Annotated in this window: 13 protein-coding genes; 5 read left to right on the forward strand and 8 right to left on the reverse strand. The window is 58.2% G+C overall.

Translation table 11 applies throughout. The features are described 5' to 3' along the window. Nucleotides 1-9 precede the first annotated feature (9 nt). From ACR0LY_RS06550 to ACR0LY_RS06565, 4 genes are all read left to right on the forward strand, one after another. Nucleotides 10-705 carry a sulfotransferase family 2 domain-containing protein gene (locus tag ACR0LY_RS06550; protein WP_480640661.1) on the forward strand — a complete coding sequence of 232 codons (696 nt, stop codon included), beginning with the start codon at nt 10-12 and terminating at the stop codon, nt 703-705. A 210-nt stretch (nt 706-915) separates the two neighbouring features. Further along, nucleotides 916-2,793 (forward strand): cobaltochelatase subunit CobT, encoded by a 1,878-nt coding sequence (gene cobT, locus ACR0LY_RS06555; protein WP_170348067.1) that lies wholly within the window; start codon nt 916-918, stop codon nt 2,791-2,793. A gap of 73 nt (nt 2,794-2,866) precedes the next feature. Then, nucleotides 2,867-4,648 (forward strand): aminopeptidase P family protein, encoded by a 1,782-nt coding sequence (locus ACR0LY_RS06560; RefSeq protein ID WP_170348064.1) that lies wholly within the window; start codon nt 2,867-2,869, stop codon nt 4,646-4,648. Between the two features lie 60 nt (nt 4,649-4,708). Next, nucleotides 4,709-5,050, forward strand: coding sequence for a DUF427 domain-containing protein (locus ACR0LY_RS06565; protein WP_170348062.1), 342 nt, complete (start codon nt 4,709-4,711; stop codon nt 5,048-5,050). Nucleotides 5,051-5,107: 57 nt separating this feature from the next. Here the strand turns inward: ACR0LY_RS06565 and ACR0LY_RS06570 are convergent, their stop codons facing one another. Beyond that, nucleotides 5,108-5,728, reverse strand: coding sequence for a hypothetical protein (locus ACR0LY_RS06570; RefSeq protein WP_170348060.1), 621 nt, complete (start codon nt 5,726-5,728; stop codon nt 5,108-5,110). A gap of 219 nt (nt 5,729-5,947) precedes the next feature. On the opposite strand from ACR0LY_RS06570, the gene ACR0LY_RS06575 reads away from it, so the two are divergent. After that, nucleotides 5,948-7,312 (forward strand): DUF3179 domain-containing protein, encoded by a 1,365-nt coding sequence (locus ACR0LY_RS06575; protein ID WP_170348058.1) that lies wholly within the window; start codon nt 5,948-5,950, stop codon nt 7,310-7,312. Here ACR0LY_RS06575 and ACR0LY_RS06580 read toward each other — a convergent pair. The 7 genes from ACR0LY_RS06580 to ftsA all read right to left on the reverse strand — a co-directional run bounded on the left by ACR0LY_RS06580 (nt 7,309) and on the right by ftsA (nt 16,581). Then, complete coding sequence (locus ACR0LY_RS06580) at nt 7,309-8,994, reverse strand: chloride channel protein (RefSeq protein ID WP_170348057.1); 1,686 nt, start codon at nt 8,992-8,994, stop codon at nt 7,309-7,311. The two genes, ACR0LY_RS06575 and ACR0LY_RS06580, sit on opposite strands and share 4 nt — an antisense overlap. 100 nt (nt 8,995-9,094) lie before the next feature. Then, nucleotides 9,095-10,744 carry a DNA repair protein RecN gene (gene recN, locus ACR0LY_RS06585; protein WP_170348055.1) on the reverse strand — a complete coding sequence of 550 codons (1,650 nt, stop codon included), beginning with the start codon at nt 10,742-10,744 and terminating at the stop codon, nt 9,095-9,097. A 35-nt stretch (nt 10,745-10,779) separates the two neighbouring features. Further along, entirely contained in the window at nt 10,780-11,622 is an 843-nt protein-coding gene (locus ACR0LY_RS06590) for an outer membrane protein assembly factor BamD (RefSeq protein WP_170348054.1), read from the reverse strand. Between the two features lie 127 nt (nt 11,623-11,749). Further along, entirely contained in the window at nt 11,750-12,670 is a 921-nt protein-coding gene (gene lpxC / locus ACR0LY_RS06595) for a UDP-3-O-acyl-N-acetylglucosamine deacetylase (RefSeq protein WP_170348052.1), read from the reverse strand. Between the two features lie 213 nt (nt 12,671-12,883). Continuing rightward, nucleotides 12,884-14,494 carry a cell division protein FtsZ gene (gene ftsZ / locus ACR0LY_RS06600; RefSeq protein WP_170348050.1) on the reverse strand — a complete coding sequence of 537 codons (1,611 nt, stop codon included), beginning with the start codon at nt 14,492-14,494 and terminating at the stop codon, nt 12,884-12,886. Nucleotides 14,495-14,843: 349 nt separating this feature from the next. Then, the gene (locus tag ACR0LY_RS06605) at nt 14,844-15,260 is read right to left on the reverse strand and encodes a hypothetical protein (RefSeq protein ID WP_367647898.1); all 417 of its coding nucleotides are present in this window, start codon (nt 15,258-15,260) and stop codon (nt 14,844-14,846) included. Further along, nucleotides 15,247-16,581, reverse strand: coding sequence for a cell division protein FtsA (ftsA, locus tag ACR0LY_RS06610; protein WP_170349351.1), 1,335 nt, complete (start codon nt 16,579-16,581; stop codon nt 15,247-15,249). Before ftsA ends, ACR0LY_RS06605 begins: the two co-directional genes overlap by 14 nt.

Below are 16,581 nucleotides of genomic sequence, written 5' to 3' on the forward strand. Positions count from 1 at the left end.
CAAAAATGCGTGTTCATCCACGTACCAAAAACCGGAGGAAACTTCTTTACGCGCTGTTTCCTTCGGTTCTCAGACGATGCCATCGTCACCAGCGGCCATCAAGACGGCACAGACCGGTTCGAATTAAGCGGTGACGCTACCAAATCCAAGCATCAGACACTTGCGGAATACAGCCAACTGATTGGCCCGGCCTTTGCCGAATATACCGCTTATGCCTTTGCCCGCCCCCCGGTCGAGCGGATGATCTCGCTATACTATTCGCCCCACCGATGGATGCGCGCGCAAGAAGGGGGTGGTTTCGGCCTTGATCCCCGCAGCGAACCAATAAACCTTGAGGAATTTGAGACACTTGTGTCGGCTAACAAATCCATCTCGGACTTGTTGGATATCAAAAATGTTTCAGGTAGGTTAACCGTCAACAAAAGCGCCCGGCATGCGTCAGGGGCGCGCGTGTCGCTGTTGGATTTTGCCGATTTACGGCACGGGCTTGAGACATTTGGCCGAAAAAACGGCTTTGACCTAACCGACATGCCCGGCAAGAAAGTGAACTCCAGTGCTGTAAACGATCCCATGAAGCTCAACACCGGACAGATGCGTGACTTGACGAATATCGTTATGCGCTCGCACCACGGCAAAGATCAGAAATTGTTCCGGGAAAATGGGCTTAAGGGAGTGTTTGAGGGTTTTATAGGATGGTTCAGGTAGGAACCGCCAAGTCGTTCTGGGGCGCACAAGGCTGGGCAATCTCCTAGGCCTGTAGTTTATAGTTAGTTTGACACACGCCACCCTTCGAGACACCCCATGATTTTACCATAGGTCCCGCTCTGGTTTCATGCGAAAACGGGGTTGGCCCTATGGTCAAGGCCCTGAATTGGCACTAGGTTGCCGGGACAGAACAAGACCGGACCGCCACCGATGAGCAAACCCAACGACAACCCCGCTGATCCGTTCAAGAAGGCTTTGGCCGAAGCCACCAAGGTTATGGCCGACGACCCTGAATTGAACGTGACCTACACAGTCGACCCTTCTGGTATATCGGGCGAGTCGATGCGTCTGCCGCAAGTCAGCCGCCGGATGACGCGCGAAGAGGTTTTGCTGGCACGCGGTACGGCGGATGCTCTGGCGCTGCAGCGGAAATACCATGACGACGCCACCCATGCGCGCTATGCGCCTCCGGGTGATATGGCGCGGGATTTGTACGAGGCGATGGAAGTCGCGCGATGCGAGGCGATGGGTGCGCGAGATATGCCCGGCACTGCCAGCAATATCGACGTCAAGATTGGGCATGAGGCCCTGCGGCGCGGATACGACCAGTGCAAGCAGCCTGCGGATGCACCGTTAGCGGTTGCTGCGGGCTATCTGATCCGGCACCTGGCCACGGGGCGGGACCTGCCCCCGGCGGCCTCTAACATCATGAACCTGTGGCGTGGATTTATCGAAGAACAGGCCGGTGGCACGCTGGAAAACCTAGACGAACTGCTCTCGGACCAGGCGGAATTCGCCAAGTTTGCCCGCCAGATGATCAAGGATCTGGGTTACGGCGACCAACTGGGCGATGACCCTGATGAGTTGGACGACGAACAGGAAGATCAGGCCGAAGACGACGCCGAGGAACAGCCCGATCCCGACAGCACCGGCCAGGATGACCAAGAGGAGCAGGACGCCGACGCCACGCCCGAGCAAACGCAGGAAGAACAGCAGGACCAGTCTCAGGCTCAGGTCTCGATGGATGAGATGGCCGAAGATGAGATGGGCGATGAGGCAGAGATGCCCGAAGGTGAGGCTCCGCTGGAACCCCCTGCCCCCCCGCCGGCATCCGAAGCTGATCCCGATTACAAGGTCTATCTGAACACCTACGACGAAGAGATCGCAGCCGAAGATCTGGCCGAACCGGCCGAACTGGAACGGCTGCGTGCATATTTGGATCAACAGTTGGAGCCCCTGAAGGGCGCTGTTAGCCGATTGGCCAACAAGTTACAGCGTCGCCTGCAGGCACAACAGAACCGCAGCTGGGAATTCGACCGCGAAGAAGGCATTCTGGATGCGGGCCGTCTGGCGCGAGTTGTGGCAAACCCGACCACGCCGCTCAGCTTCAAGGTTGAGAAGGACACCGAATTCCGCGACACGGTGGTAACGCTGTTGCTGGACAACTCGGGCTCGATGCGCGGGCGTCCGATTTCTATTGCGGCGATCTGTGCGGATGTTCTGGCGCGCACACTGGAACGCTGCAATGTGAAGGTTGAGATTTTGGGCTTTACCACCCGCGCGTGGAAAGGCGGATTGGCGCGCGAGGCGTGGCTGAACGATGGTCGCCCGCAACAGCCGGGGCGTCTGAATGATTTGCGCCACATCATCTACAAGGGCGCGGATGCCCCTTGGCGGCGCGCACGGCCCAATCTGGGCCTGATGATGAAAGAGGGGCTGCTGAAAGAGAATATCGACGGCGAAGCGTTGGAATGGGCGCATCGCCGAATGCTGGCCCGGCGCGAAGCACGCAAAATCCTGATGGTGATTTCGGATGGTGCGCCGGTCGACGATTCAACGCTCAGCGTCAACCCCGCGAATTATCTGGAAAAACACCTGCGCGACGTGATCGCTATGGTGGAAAAGCGCAAAATGGTGGAACTGCTGGCTATCGGCATCGGTCACGACGTCACCCGCTATTACGACCGCGCGGTGACGATCACTGACGTCGAACAACTGGCAGGCGCAATGACCGAGCAACTGGCAGCCCTGTTCGATAGTGATCCTCGCGCACGTGCGCGGGTGATGGGGATGAAAAGGGCCAGCTGAGGCTGGCCTTGCCCCGGGCCAAAGAATTTTCCAAAAGAATAAGGGGTGAACCCCCGCTTGGGAGAGGTATGTGATGTTTCAGTCCTTTGAGGTGACGGCGCGCCCGGAACAGGGGCCACCCCGGTTGGCGGCTCTGCGGGGTGAAATTGCGAACGAAGGGCTGGACGGATTTCTGATCCCGCGCGCAGACGCGCATCAGGGCGAATACGTGGCCGCTCGGGATGAAAGGTTGGCTTGGCTGACAGGGTTCACGGGATCAGCAGGGTTTTGCGCCGTGTTACCAGATATAGCGGGCGTGTTTGTCGATGGCCGGTATCGAACCCAGGTCAAGGCGCAGGTCGCCGCCGAATTCACTCCGGTTCCGTGGCCCGAGATCAACCTGAGCACCTGGTTGAAGGAACACCTTCCCGATGGCGGCAAGGTAGGTTTTGATCCGTGGCTGCATGCAGCAGGTCAGATCACAAGCGCAAAGAAAGAGCTGACCGACAGCGGCATCGAACTGGTGCGCTGTGACAATCTGGTGGACCGCGTGTGGTCCGACCAGCCCACCGCCCCGATGAACCCGGTCAAGACCCATCCGATTGAGTTTGCAGGTGAAACCGCGGACAGCAAAATCACCCTTCTGGCCGAAGCCCTGCGCGAGGCAAATTGCACAGCTGCAGTAATCACGTTGCCGGATTCGATCATGTGGCTTTTGAATATTCGCGGCTCGGATATCGGGTACAACCCGGTGGCGCATTGCTTTGCTATTCTACATGCCGGTGGCCGGGTGGATCTGTTCATGGATCAGGAAAAACTGTCCGAGCCGTTGACGGATCAGGTTACCGTCCACGCGCCGGGGGCATTTCTGGACGCCGTTACAGCGCTTGAGGGGAAGATACAGGTCGATTTGGGAACGCTGCCTCAGGCTGTGGCCGATGTGTTGCAGGATCGGATGGTGGATGGCGGAGATCCCTGCGCCTTGCCCAAGGCCTGCAAGAATGCGGCCGAGATCGCGGGCAGCGCCGAAGCGCATCTGCGCGATGCAGCGGCGGTTATTGAAACCCTTTGCTGGTTGGATGCGCAGGCTCCGGGTACCCTGACCGAGACGCAGGTGGTGACCCGCCTTGAAGAGAGCCGGCGCAAGGACAATGCGCTGCAGGATATCTCGTTCGACACGATTGCCGGCACTGGTCCGAACGGCGCGATCATGCATTACCGCGTGACCGAAGAAACCGACAGCCGCCTTGAAGACGGTCATATTCTGGTTCTGGACAGTGGCGGGCAATATCTGGACGGCACCACTGACATCACGCGAACTATCGCCGTCGGTAATGTCGGAGATGAGGAAAAATCCTGCTTTACCCGCGTATTGAAGGGCATGATTAACCTATCCATGCTGCGCTGGCCTGTCGGGCTGGCCGGGCGTGACATCGAATGTATCGCACGGGCCCCGCTTTGGGCCGCGGGTCAGGATTTCAATCACGGTGTCGGACACGGTGTCGGTGCCTACCTCAGCGTTCACGAAGGCCCCCAGCGCCTGTCCAAAGTCAGCCATGTGCCCTTGCAACCCGGCATGATCCTTTCCAACGAACCGGGCTATTACCGCGAGGGCGCCTTTGGTATCCGCATCGAAAACCTCGTAGTTGTTCAAGAAGCCCCAGCCCTGCCCGGTGGTGACGCGGAACGCGCGATGCTGAACTGGCGGACCCTGACATACGTCCCAATTGACAGAAGGCTAATCGTGACTGACATGTTGACGTCGGCAGAGCGTGACTGGCTGAATACCTATCACTACGACGTTGCGAAAAAACTGCGCTCAAGGCTGGGCGACGACGCGCAACTGTGGTTGGATGCCGCAACTGCGCCGATCTGACACTGACCTGTTACATACACAGAGCAGAAGAGAGGCCGAAAATAAGACGAGGGAAGAAAAATGGTTGAGATCACAATCCGCAGAGCTCCGGGCAAATGGAGCGTTCGTTCCGGTGGTGCCGTACTGGGTGAAAGCACTGGCGCGCTGGAACTGATCGAAGGTGATCTGACTCCGGTGATCTATTTCCCCCGTACCGATATCGCGATGGCCTTTCTGGATAGCACCGACAAGATCACCCACTGCCCACACAAGGGGGATGCCTCGCATTTTTCGATCGTCAACAAATCCTCGGTGACCGAAAACGCCGCGTGGAGCTATGAAACCCCCGTTCCCGCCATGGCCGAGATCAAAGGTTATGTGGCCTTTTACCCGGTTGAATCGGTGAAGGTAGAGCAGATCTAGCGAAAGACCTTTCCGACGCTCTACCTACTGTTCAATCGGGTACTCTTCCCAAAAAGCTTATGGTCGGGCCTCATGAATAACTCGACAGGTTGTTTGCGATTTTGGAGTTTTGTCACGTACTTGTTTCTTCATGCTTGCCAACCTCTTGGCCACATTAGATTCGCATGCCAAAATTGCAGCTTCCTGTGCCTCAGTCCGGTCTGAGAACCTCCATGAATACCCAAAAGAGCCGATATCTGAGATCACGAATGCGCCCGATGAAGGTGGAGCGTTTTTCTTTTGGTATTTCCGGAACTCGGTGTTTCCATCCTGGCTAAGTGTGGTGCCCTCAAATGTCGGATCATAGTCTTTTGGCACTATAACAGCATAAACCGCGCACGTATCCGGGTATTCAGAAAGCAAACGGCAATCTCTTAGGCTTTGCTCTTTCGCGACAGCAAGCGAGTGACGGTTGGCAACCCAACCACTGCTGTTTTGTCCAGAAACAACAAATGCCGCAAAATACTCTTTGGTTTTAAACTCTCTGAACCTGGATTTTTGTCGTTTCGACAGTTTTAGATCCATCAAAACAGAAGTTTTCTTGGAAGATTTGTTAAGCTTTATCTCAGCAGAAACAGCCGGGACTGTGACCGCATTAACCGCACCCAGCAAAGCAGCCAACCTAAAGTAAAATTTCACGCACAGGCCTTTCCGATTCTCACGTAGGAAATTCTAATATTGATGGTTTCGAAGCTTCTTTCCAGAAAGAATGCTTTGTTGCTCGCAAGGTAAGATGAAACGAGATTTTTCTTAAAACGTTGGCACCAATTTAGGTATGCTTCTTTCCCTCACGCACCTGTTGCATGCATGTGAACAGCGGCCGATGCACACTGGACATGGACACCATCGGAGGATGCCATGTCGATCACGCGCCGCAGTTTCACTGGTATGCTGGCCGCAGCCGCATTGCCCAACGCACTTTCAGCACAGCAAGACCCCGTGCTTGAGGCCGTGAGGTCCACCTTGTACGGCAGCAGTTCTGAATTCAAACAGGGCATGGCCTTTCTGGTGCAGCGTGGCAACCCGGATGTAGTCCCGGCCCTGCTGACCGGAATGCGTTACGGAGGGCGACGTACCGACGAAATCGCCGAAGTGATGCAGACCCTGACCGGTCAGAACCTTGGCACTGACTGGTTCGATTGGATGTTGTGGCAGGAAAAGAACCCGCAGGTGGTCCCGCACTCTTCGTTGATTCCGTTCAAGCGTGAGGTTCTTCTGGGGATTGACCCGAATTTTGACGACTTCTTGCGCCCAAAATACCTGCAGCGCGACAAGATGAAGATCCGGCTAGAGGAAATCACCTGGGGCGGCGTTAGCAAGGACGGCATCCCGTCGCTCGACAATCCGGCACTGATCTCGGCCTCAAAAGCCAGCTACATGAAAGACGACGATCTGGTCTTTGGCGTCTCGATCAATGGGGATGAGCGCGCCTATCCGCTGCGGATCATGGGGTGGCACGAGATGTTCAACGAGGTGATCGGTGGCGTCCCCGTAGCGCTGGCTTATTGCACGCTGTGCGGGTCGGGTATCTTGTTCGAAACACAAGTGGCGGGACGGCGGAAACCGTTTGTCTTTGGATCATCTGGTTTCCTGTACCGTTCCAACAAGCTGATGTTTGATCGCGAGACGCATTCGCTGTGGAACCAATACACCGGAAAGCCGGTTGTGGGCCCGCTGGTCGGCAGTGGAATCACGCTCCAGCAGCGCCCGGTAGTGATCACCACATGGGAAAGCTGGAAGTCCTCACACCCTGGCACGCGCGTCCTGTCTCAGAATACCGGCCATCGGCGCAACTATGGCTCCGGCGTGGTCTATCGTGAGTATTTCGCCTCGCCCGAACTGATGTTTCCAGCACTGGTTGACCAATCCGAACATCGGCAGAAAGACTATATCTTCGCTATCCGCCAGTTCGGTGCGGCGCGGGCCTGGCCTTTGGATGCGTTTAGCAAGACGCGCGTGATCAATGACGCGATTGCCAACCGGCCGCTGGTTCTGATCGGCAATCCCGACAAGCGCGCGGTACGGGCGTATGAACGCAGCTCGCACCGGTTCACCGCGTCCAACGGCGGCCTGGTGGATCAGACCGGACAGAAATGGACCATGACCGAAGAGGCGTTGATCGGACCAGACGGAACTCGCTTGCCGCGTGTGGCTGGACATATCTCTTACTGGTTTGCATGGGACAATTATCTGGGCGACGCGGCAACGGTCTACGACGGTTAGGAATGTTCCTCGGCCGCCGTGGCGGCCAGCGCCCGGTTATAGGCCTTGAGCGCGTCGATATGAAAGAGCGCACCAACCGGGGATTCGTTACCCTCGTCGTCAATCACCACAACCGGGATGCAAGGGGTGTCGTCGTGGTCGAAATAGGGCATCGCCGCCTCAAGCGTGGCACTGGCCTGTACGCATAGCCCCTGCTCTATCAACTCCTGTGCCTTTTCTTTGGTGATCGAGCGCGGGTCCCCAATCGGGCGCATCACCGCCCCGGTGCGCAACATCGCCAACAAATAGGCCTGTGGTCCTGCGGCCAGATGAACATCGCGGCGCTCCAGCTGAGTCAGGAAGAACGACCGGTCCACAAGACGCGAGGCCAAGGCTGTCGACATCGAAACCGAGACCATCACCGCAATTCCGATCTGCCAATCTCCGGTCAGCTCAAAAACGATCATCGTGGTGGAAATCGGCGCACCCAGCACTGCGGCGGCCACGGCACCCATGCCCGCAAAGGCATAGAGCGTATGGGTCCCGGACACATCCGGCAACAGCCCGGTGGCGATTAACCCAAAGGCCAATCCGGTCAGAGCGCCAACCATCAGCGAAGGAGAAAACACACCACCGCCCATGCGTCCCCCCATGGTGATCGCCAAAGCAACTGTTTTTATCACGGCAAACAAGATCGCGACGGTCAGGGTCAGATCGCCAGTCAGGGCACGGATTGTCGTTTCATATCCGACCCCGATGATATGCGGAAACCAGATCGCTAGCAGTCCCAGCATCGCACCGGACACGGCGGGGCGCAGCCAACGTGGCAGCGACAGGCGATTTTGAACGTGAGTGCCGATGTCCTCGGCAAAGAAGATCGAGCGCATCAACAGCAACGACACCAGCCCGCAGATCAGCCCAAGGATCAAAAAGGCTGGCAGCTCCACATAGAATTGCAGCGAGCCCGGGGTTTCCAGAACGAACTCGGTTACATCTCCGTATTCCAGCCGGTTGATCACCGTACCCGCGACCGAGGCGATAACAATGGGTGCAAAGGCGTGCACAGCAAAGTGGCGTAGCACCACCTCAAGCGCGAATAGCGCCCCAGCGATGGGTGAGTTAAAACTGGCTGAAACCGCCGCCGCCACAGCGCAGCCCAACAGATCGCGGCCGGTGATGCCATCCGCGTGGATACGGTCACTGACCCAGGTCGAGATTACCCCGGCCATATGCACCACCGGGCCTTCCCGCCCGGTTGACCCGCCAGTGCTGAGCGTGATCAGCGAGGCAAAGAACGAGGCGATCCCCGCCTTGCCCTCGACCCGGCCATTGGTCAGCGCCGAACCCTCGATCACGTCTGCGACCGAGCGTACGCGCCCGTCATCGGTGAATCTGTGCAGGATGACACCAACAATAAGACCGCCGATGATCGGCGTAATCAGGATCAGGAACCACGGCAATTTCTCAGCATGGCTGTGCAGCAACAGGATATCGTCTGTGTCGTAGACATAGGCCTGCAGCGACCGGATCGCTTTGCGGAACCCAAGGGCCATAAACCCTGCCGCAATCCCAATTGCCAACGCAATGAACCAGAACTGAATCTGGCTAGGCCCACGTCGCAACATAACCCGCCATGCATCCTTCATCGCGGCCAGAGCCTGATTGAGCTGGTTGCGCAGAACGGTGCGGGTCGTTTGGGTCATTGGCACTCGGGGATCAAGGTATATTCCTTAGTAAGCCACGGAGCCCCCTTATAAAAGTAGGATCGCGACGGTTTGAAAACCGGAAAGCGGCAAATTTAACTCAGGCGTCCAACAATGCGCGGGCGGCGGCGCGCGCCTCGTCCGTGATAGTGTCCCCTGCGACCATCCGGGCGATTTCATCCACACGGTCTGGTTCGGCCAGCGGAATAACGGTGGACAATGTCTGCCCGCCAGTTACCTGTTTTTGAACCCGCCAATGATGCGCCGCGCGGGCGGCAACCTGCGGCGAGTGGGTCACGACCAGAACCTGCCCCCCCTGTGCCAAAGATGCCAGACGGCGACCCACCGCATCAGCAGTCGCCCCACCGACACCCCGGTCGATTTCATCAAAGATCATAGTGCGGGCGCTATCGTCGCCGGTCAGACACACTTTGAGCGCCAGCAAAAACCGGCTGAGTTCCCCGCCCGAAGCGATCTTATTCAGTGGGCCAGACGGAGCGCCGGGATTGGTGGCAACGGTAAAGGCCACCGCATCCACCCCCTCAGGTCCGGGATCGGCGCCCGTGATTTCGGTTTGAAATACCGCACGCTCCATCTTCAACGGTGCAAGCTCGGCCATCACGGCCGCATCCAATTGTCCGGCCGCCTGTTGGCGCGCGGCGCTAAGTGCGGCGGCGGCGTTGTCATAGGTTTCCTGTGCAGCCGCAACCGCAGCACGCCGATCCGCCAAGTCGGCGTCACCTGCATCCAGCCGGGTCAGTCGATCACGCAGCGTGTCGGCAAAAACCCCCAAATCGTCAGGCACCACATCATGCTTACGGGCCAACGCTCGGATGGCGAAAAGACGTTCTTCTGCGGCTTCAAGCTCAGCCGGGTTAAAATCCAAAGCTTGAAGGCAGGCGCTCACCCCGTCCTGCGCTTCACCCAATTCGATCAAGGCGCGCCCCAATGCGGCTATCGGGGCCTCAAGCTGCCCGCCCGCATTGTCGGACACGCCTTCCAACCACCGCACCGCGTCAGACATCGCCACCTCGGCCCCATCTGCGCCCAACAGGTCAAAAGCACGGGCAACGTCATCGCGAATGCGTTCAGCCCCTTGCATCATGCGCCGACGGGCATCCAATTCAGCATCCTCACCGGGCTGAGGGTCCAGCTTGTCCAACTCGGCAACGGCGTGGCGCAGAAACTCCTCCTCGGCGCGCATGGCGGCCAGCGTCGCCTCGGTCTCGGCCAAATCCTTACGCGCGCGGGACATATCCATCCACGCCGCACGCACAGCTGCCAGAAGGTCCTCTACCCCCGCATAGTCATCCAGCATTGCCCTATGCCCGCGCGGGTTCAGCAACCCGCGATCATCATGCTGGCCGTGCAGTTCGATCAACGTCTCGGACAGGGCGCGCAGTACCTCACCGGAACAGCGCCGGTCATTGACCCAAGCGGTCTTGCGTCCCTCGGCTGTATTAACCCGGCGCAGGATCAGTTCCTCACCACCAGGCAAGCCTGCCTCGGCCAGAATCGCATGGGCGGGGTGGCCATCTGGCAACTCAAACTCGGCTACAACCTCCCCCTGCGCGACGCCTTGCCGAACCAATTCAGCCCGCCCTCGCCAGCCCAGCACGAAACCCAGCGAATCCAGCAAGATCGACTTGCCCGCCCCGGTTTCACCGGTCAATGCGTTCAAACCCGACTGAAACGTCAATTCCAGCCGGTCAATGATCAGCATGTCGCGGATATCAAGGGCGCGCAGCATCGGGTCTTAGCGTCCCACGCCTTTAGCCATGACGATTACAACCACTCACCTTTGATGGTCTGACGGTAGATGGTGCTTAGCCAATTGTTTCCACGGCTCTTCAATTCCAACCCACGCGAGGTCAGCAATGCATAGCCCGCATCGTACCATTCCGACGATTGATAGTTGTAACCCAAGATAGCACCGGCTGACTGCGCCTCATCCACCAAGCCCAGCGACAGATAGGCTTCGATCAGACGATACAGCGCCTCAGCTGTGTGGGTTGTGGTCTGGAAATCTTCGACCACGACACGGAATCGGTTGATTGCAGCGGTATAGTGATCCTGACGCAGATAATAGCGCCCGATCTCCATTTCCTTACCAGCAAGATGGTCGAAGGCCAGATCGAATTTCAGAACCGCCGACGTGGCATATTCGCTATCAGGATAAACCTCGATCACTGTGCGCAGAGATTGCAGCGCCTGAAAAGTCAGCCCTTGGTCGCGGCCAACCTCGTCAATCTGGTCATAGTAGCTCAGCGCCAAAAGATACTGCGCATAGGCTGCATCTTCGTCTGTTGGATAAAAGTCGATATAGCGCTGCGCCGCCGCCCGGCTTTCTTCATAGTTCTTGTCCGTGTGGAACGAGAACGCCTGCATGATCAGCGCGCGCTTGGCCCAATCCGAATAGGGATACAAACGCTCAACTTCCGAGAAGTACCACGCCGCATCATCCGAGCGATTCTGCGACAGCTCAAACTCGCCGCGTGTGTAAATCTGTTCTGGCGTAAAGCCTTCCAGGTTCTGATTGCGGTCTGCGCCTTTTCCGCCGCATGCCGTCAAAACTGCTGTCAGAAGAATCGCGCCTGCGAGCCTGACTGCCGCTTTGGTGCCAACCATTCCGCCTATCCTCGTCGTATTGCTTATCGGGGCACGCCCCTGATTGGCCTTTGGTCTAGCATAGATAATTCCGGGGCAAAACGCCTTAGTACACTCACTAGCGGAATTGTCGGCAGAGTTGATCCAATCAGGCGACTTCGGGGATTTCGTCCCAAACAAGGCCCTGGCCCGGCAGACGCGCGGCCTGTTCGGGGGTACACAGGACCGGACGCACCGCACCAGGTGTTTCAAACAGCTTGCGCAGCAGCGTGTTGGTCATCGCGTGGCCGGATTTGTCGCCAGTGAAGTGACCCAGAATCGGGCCTCCCGCCAGGTAAAGGTCGCCCAGAGCATCCAGCATCTTGTGGCGAACAGCCTCATCCGCATGGCGGAAACCGCCAGGGGTCAGAACTTCGTCACCCTGTACAACGACAGCGTTTTCCAGCGTCCCGCCCAAGGCCAGGCCGTTTTCGCGCATCGCTTCAACGTCTGTGCGGCGGCAGAATGTGCGGCAATCGCTAAGCTCACGCGCGAACGAGCCGTTACGCATGTCCAGCGTTTTGGTCTGATTGCCAATTGCGCCGTCTTCGAAATCAATGTGGAAATCGATGATCAACCCATCCGCAGGCGCGATTGAAGCGCTGGCGCCTTCGCGCGTAGCTGTGACGGGCTTGAGAACTTCGAACGCAAGAACGGGGCTGGCCTGACGACGTACACCCTTGGCCATGATACCGCGCACGAAATCAATCGACGACCCATCCATGATCGGAACTTCGGGTCCGTCAATCTCGATCAGCGCGTTATGCACGCCGCATCCGGCGAGCGCGGCCATGATATGTTCGACGGTCGACACCGAAACATTTGCATCGTTCACCAGACGGGTGCAAAGCGGCGTCCGCTCGACCACGTCATAGATCGCGGGGATCAGCGCATTGCCCAGCTCGATATCCGTCCGTTTGAACCAGATGCCGTGACCGGCGGCTGCCGGTTTCAGGACCATCGTCGCAGGCTTGCCGCTGTGCAGCCCGACGCCTGTAAACGTGATCGGAGATTTGAGCGTATGTTGCAAGGTGAACCTCGGTGAGTGGTGTCCGGCCTTTTCGGTCCGTGTTGGACACTCACCTAAGGAAGCAAGCGTCAAGGCTCAACTCACTCTTTGTAACTGAATGAAACATGAATGTAACAGATCGGCAAAAGCCTGCTTACATACAGTTAAAGCCGTGTATTTCAAAAGAAAAGGGTCGCCAAAAGGCGACCCTAAGTCGTTAATTTGTTACCGTGATCAGTTGGCCTGACGACGCAAGAAGGCGGGAATTTCGATCCGATCCTGATCGGGGTCGGCCTCATCATGCGCAGGTGCCGTAGCGTCAGCTTGGCGCATCGGGGGCTGCTGGCGCACCGGCTGTGCCGGCGTATCGGCGGCGTGGCCGGTCATCCGGTCGATCAGGCGGTTAAAGCCGAACCGGGAACGATCCTGCCCTTCAGCCTGCGGTGCGGGGTCCGGTTGCGGTGCCTGTGGGCGCGGCGCCGCATACCCACGTTCAGAGGCCGGGACATTTTGTACAGCGGCCTGCAAACGCTGCAGCGCTTCGGGCGACGGTGTGCCTGCGGAGTGCTGTGGCTGCGGTGCTACAAAGCTTTCCGCCGCGGGTTCAACCGGTTCAGGTGTCGGCTCGAACTCAGCCACGCGGGGCTGATAGGCAGGGGGTGGCAGACCGTCATCGTCACGCTCCACCTGCGGCTGCGCCGGTTCCTCGGCGGTTTCGAACAGCGAAGGTTCACGGTTCACTTCTAGCTGGGGCGCGGGCTCCGCCACTTCGGCCACAGCAGCGGGGGTCTCATCCTGCTGCGCCTCTTCCGCAGAAACGGTACGGGTCAGCGGCTCGGACATCGAGCGACGCGCAACCGGAACGTCGACGGGCTTTTCGCTGGCGTCGATACCAGTGGCCACAACCGACACACGCATACCGCCTTCCATCACGGTATCCAGGGTCGAACCGACGATGATGTTGGCCTCGGGGTCAACTTCCTCACGAATGCGGTTGGCCGCTTCGTCTAACTCGAACAGGGTCAGGTCGTGCGAGCCGGTGATGTTGATCAGCACGCCCTTGGCACCCTTGAGGCTGATTTCGTCCAGCAGCGGGTTGGCAATCGCCTTCTCAGCCGCCTGAACCGCGCGATCTTCACCGGTGGCCTCACCAGTGCCCATCATCGCCTTGCCCATCTCGTCCATCACGGCACGAACATCAGCAAAGTCGAGGTTGATCAGACCCGGACGGACCATCAGATCAGTCACACCTTTAACGCCCTGATACAGAACGTCATCCGCCATCGAGAATGCCTCGGTGAACGTGGTCTTTTCGTTGGCCAGGCGGAACAGGTTCTGGTTCGGAATGATAATCAGCGTGTCGACAACCTTTTGCAGCGCCTCAACGCCGTCTTCGGCCTGACGCATCCGCTTGGCGCCTTCAAACTGGAAGGGTTTGGTGACAACGCCAACAGTGAGAACGCCAAGCTCCCGCGCGGCCTGCGCGATGATCGGCGCCGCACCCGTACCGGTGCCACCGCCCATACCAGCCGTAATAAAGCACATATGTGCGCCAGCCAGATGGTCGACGATCTGCTCGATGCTTTCTTCGGCCGCCGCAGCGCCCACGGTCGGACGGGCCCCTGCCCCCAGACCTTCGGTCACTTTCACGCCCAATTGCACCCGCGCCGAAGACTGGCTTTGCTGCAGCGCCTGCGCATCAGTGTTGGCGACGACAAAATCAACGCCGTCCAGCTGTTTCTCAATCATGTTGTTGACAGCGTTGCCGCCCGCGCCACCAACGCCAAATACTGTAATCCGAGGCTTCAGTTCGTCGTGCCCGGGCATCGAAAGATTCAATGTCATGCTCTGTCCGCCTGTTTTATTGACCCGCCAAAGCGGTGTTTTTCTTACCTATCCGCTTACAATCCTACCGGTCCAAACAGCAAAGGTCACGCCAAAAATCGCCGAATCCCACAAAATATGGAGGAAATAAGGCAGTCGTCAGCGGTATTTTGCATTCATTGCCAGATGTTGCGGATTGAACTCAATCCACCACAAAGCAAGCGACACACGCGCCGCAGTCAACATGCACGCCACTTGAGGGATTCACTGATTTTTAAGATGCGGAAAACTGCTCAGGTCCTGCCGCAGGGCCTCTGACGGGCCTTGTGGATATCTTGCGGGATAAGGCCGCTGGCTGCAACCCATTTCTTTAGCTAATTGGGGTACTTGGGCAATTCAAACCGTCTTCGGTAATGCTACGCACCTCTTGAATTTCGCGTCGGTTGAAGTTGGCAAGTCGCACCATAAGGCGGCCTTCGTGCTGAAAGGTCCACCAGCACACCGGCACGTCATCCGGGTCATCATCGTACAAAAAGCAGATCTGACCATTGGGTGTAGTGATCTGCCCATAGACACAACCCCGCCCCTCCATCCGCCAGACAGACAGTTTGGGGCTGAGAAATTCCTCGGTCCCCACCAGAAGGCCGCTGGGATAGTCGTGAAACGTAACGGTTTTACCCTGGACAGCAGCCAGAAATGCCTCAGGCGGTATCCGTGTCTGGGCGTGTGCGGCAAGCGGGGTTGCAACGACCAGCGCCGCAACGCCGACCGCTTTACCAATTGTCACGGAACCAGCGCATGGCGCGCTTGAAAGGTCGCGCGGCATAGGTGTCGACCGGAATATCGAAATCCCACCATTCGTCCTGCGGATGCGCAGCGAACAGGCTAAGCCCCACCGCTGACGAAAACCCCGGGCCTGTCGCCGATTGCGGCAGACCGTGAACACGCAAGGGTCGACCCAAACGCACTCGCTGGCCCAGAATGCGGGTCGCGAGACCATCCAACCCCATGATCTGACTGCCGCCGCCTGTCAAAACGATCTGCTGGCTGGGCATATGCTCAAATCCGGCGGCATCCAAACGCACACGCACTTCTTCCAGAATCTCTTCGACGCGAGGGCGCATGATACCGATCAACTCGGCTCGACTGACTGTGCGGCGGTCGTGTTCCCAATCACCGGTATCACCACCAATATCGATCAGGTCGCGGTCGTCAGCGCCAGTCGCGTGGACACCTCCGTTAAAGGTCTTGATCCGTTCGGCCACAGCCGCCGGAACACCCAGTCCCATCGAGATATCGGCGGTCACGTGGTCGCCGCCCATACGCACGCAATCGGCATAGATCATGTGTTTTTTCATGAAAATCGACACGCTGGTTGTACCGCCACCCATATCGATACAGGCGGCACCCAACTCTTGTTCGTCCTCGACCAGGGCCGAGACGCCAGACACGTAGGCCGAGTTCGCGATCCCCGCCAGTTCCAGATCGCAGCGTTTGATGCAGCGCACGATGTTCTGGATCGCGACGGCATCGACGGTCAACATGTGCATGTCGACCGCAAGGCTTTGGCCCATCTGCCCGCGCGGATCGATCAGCCCCGAGCGGTTATCTAAGGCAAAATTCACCGGCTGGGCATGCAACACTTCGCGCCCTGCCCCGTAATCGGGCACGTCGCAAGCGTTCAAAACACGGCCAACCTCGGCCTCGGACACAACCTGACCTTCCAGATCAACCTGAGCGTCCAGACCATAAGAACGCGGGTTCGCACCCGAAAAACAGGCGATTACGTGATCCACCCGGATATCAGCCATCTTCTGCGCCGCCTGCAACGCGGTACGGATGGCGCGTTCGGTTTCCTGCATGGCAGTGACTTCACCAAACTGCACACCACGCGACCGCGTGGTCGCAGCGCCAATCACCCGAAATCCGGTCTGACCGGCCAGGGACCCGATGCTGTTATCTTCGCTCAAGCGGTTTGCGCCATCGAAGCGCAGCACAAGGCAGGCAATCTTGGAACTGCCAACATCCAGAATGGCGACAACACCGCGTTGCATCGCCTGCCTGCGCATCTGCCGCATGGCCCGTTGGGACTGATAAAGATCGGTCAT

The organism is Ruegeria sp. BC5 (assembly GCF_056539205.1).

Coding starts and splice junctions, on each gene's coding strand:
- cobT (WP_170348067.1), top strand. CDS start 916: ATGAGCAAACCCAACGACAACCCCGCTGATCCGTTCAAGAAGGCTTTG.
- ACR0LY_RS06560 (WP_170348064.1), top strand. CDS start 2,867: ATGTTTCAGTCCTTTGAGGTGACGGCGCGCCCGGAACAGGGGCCACCC.
- ACR0LY_RS06565 (WP_170348062.1), top strand. CDS start 4,709: ATGGTTGAGATCACAATCCGCAGAGCTCCGGGCAAATGGAGCGTTCGT.
- ACR0LY_RS06575 (WP_170348058.1), top strand. CDS start 5,948: ATGTCGATCACGCGCCGCAGTTTCACTGGTATGCTGGCCGCAGCCGCA.
- ACR0LY_RS06580 (WP_170348057.1), bottom strand. CDS start 8,994: ATGACCCAAACGACCCGCACCGTTCTGCGCAACCAGCTCAATCAGGCT.
- recN (WP_170348055.1), bottom strand. CDS start 10,744: ATGCTGCGCGCCCTTGATATCCGCGACATGCTGATCATTGACCGGCTG.
- ACR0LY_RS06590 (WP_170348054.1), bottom strand. CDS start 11,622: ATGGTTGGCACCAAAGCGGCAGTCAGGCTCGCAGGCGCGATTCTTCTG.
- ftsZ (WP_170348050.1), bottom strand. CDS start 14,494: ATGACATTGAATCTTTCGATGCCCGGGCACGACGAACTGAAGCCTCGG.
- ftsA (WP_170349351.1), bottom strand. CDS start 16,581: ATGACCGATCTTTATCAGTCCCAACGGGCCATGCGGCAGATGCGCAGG.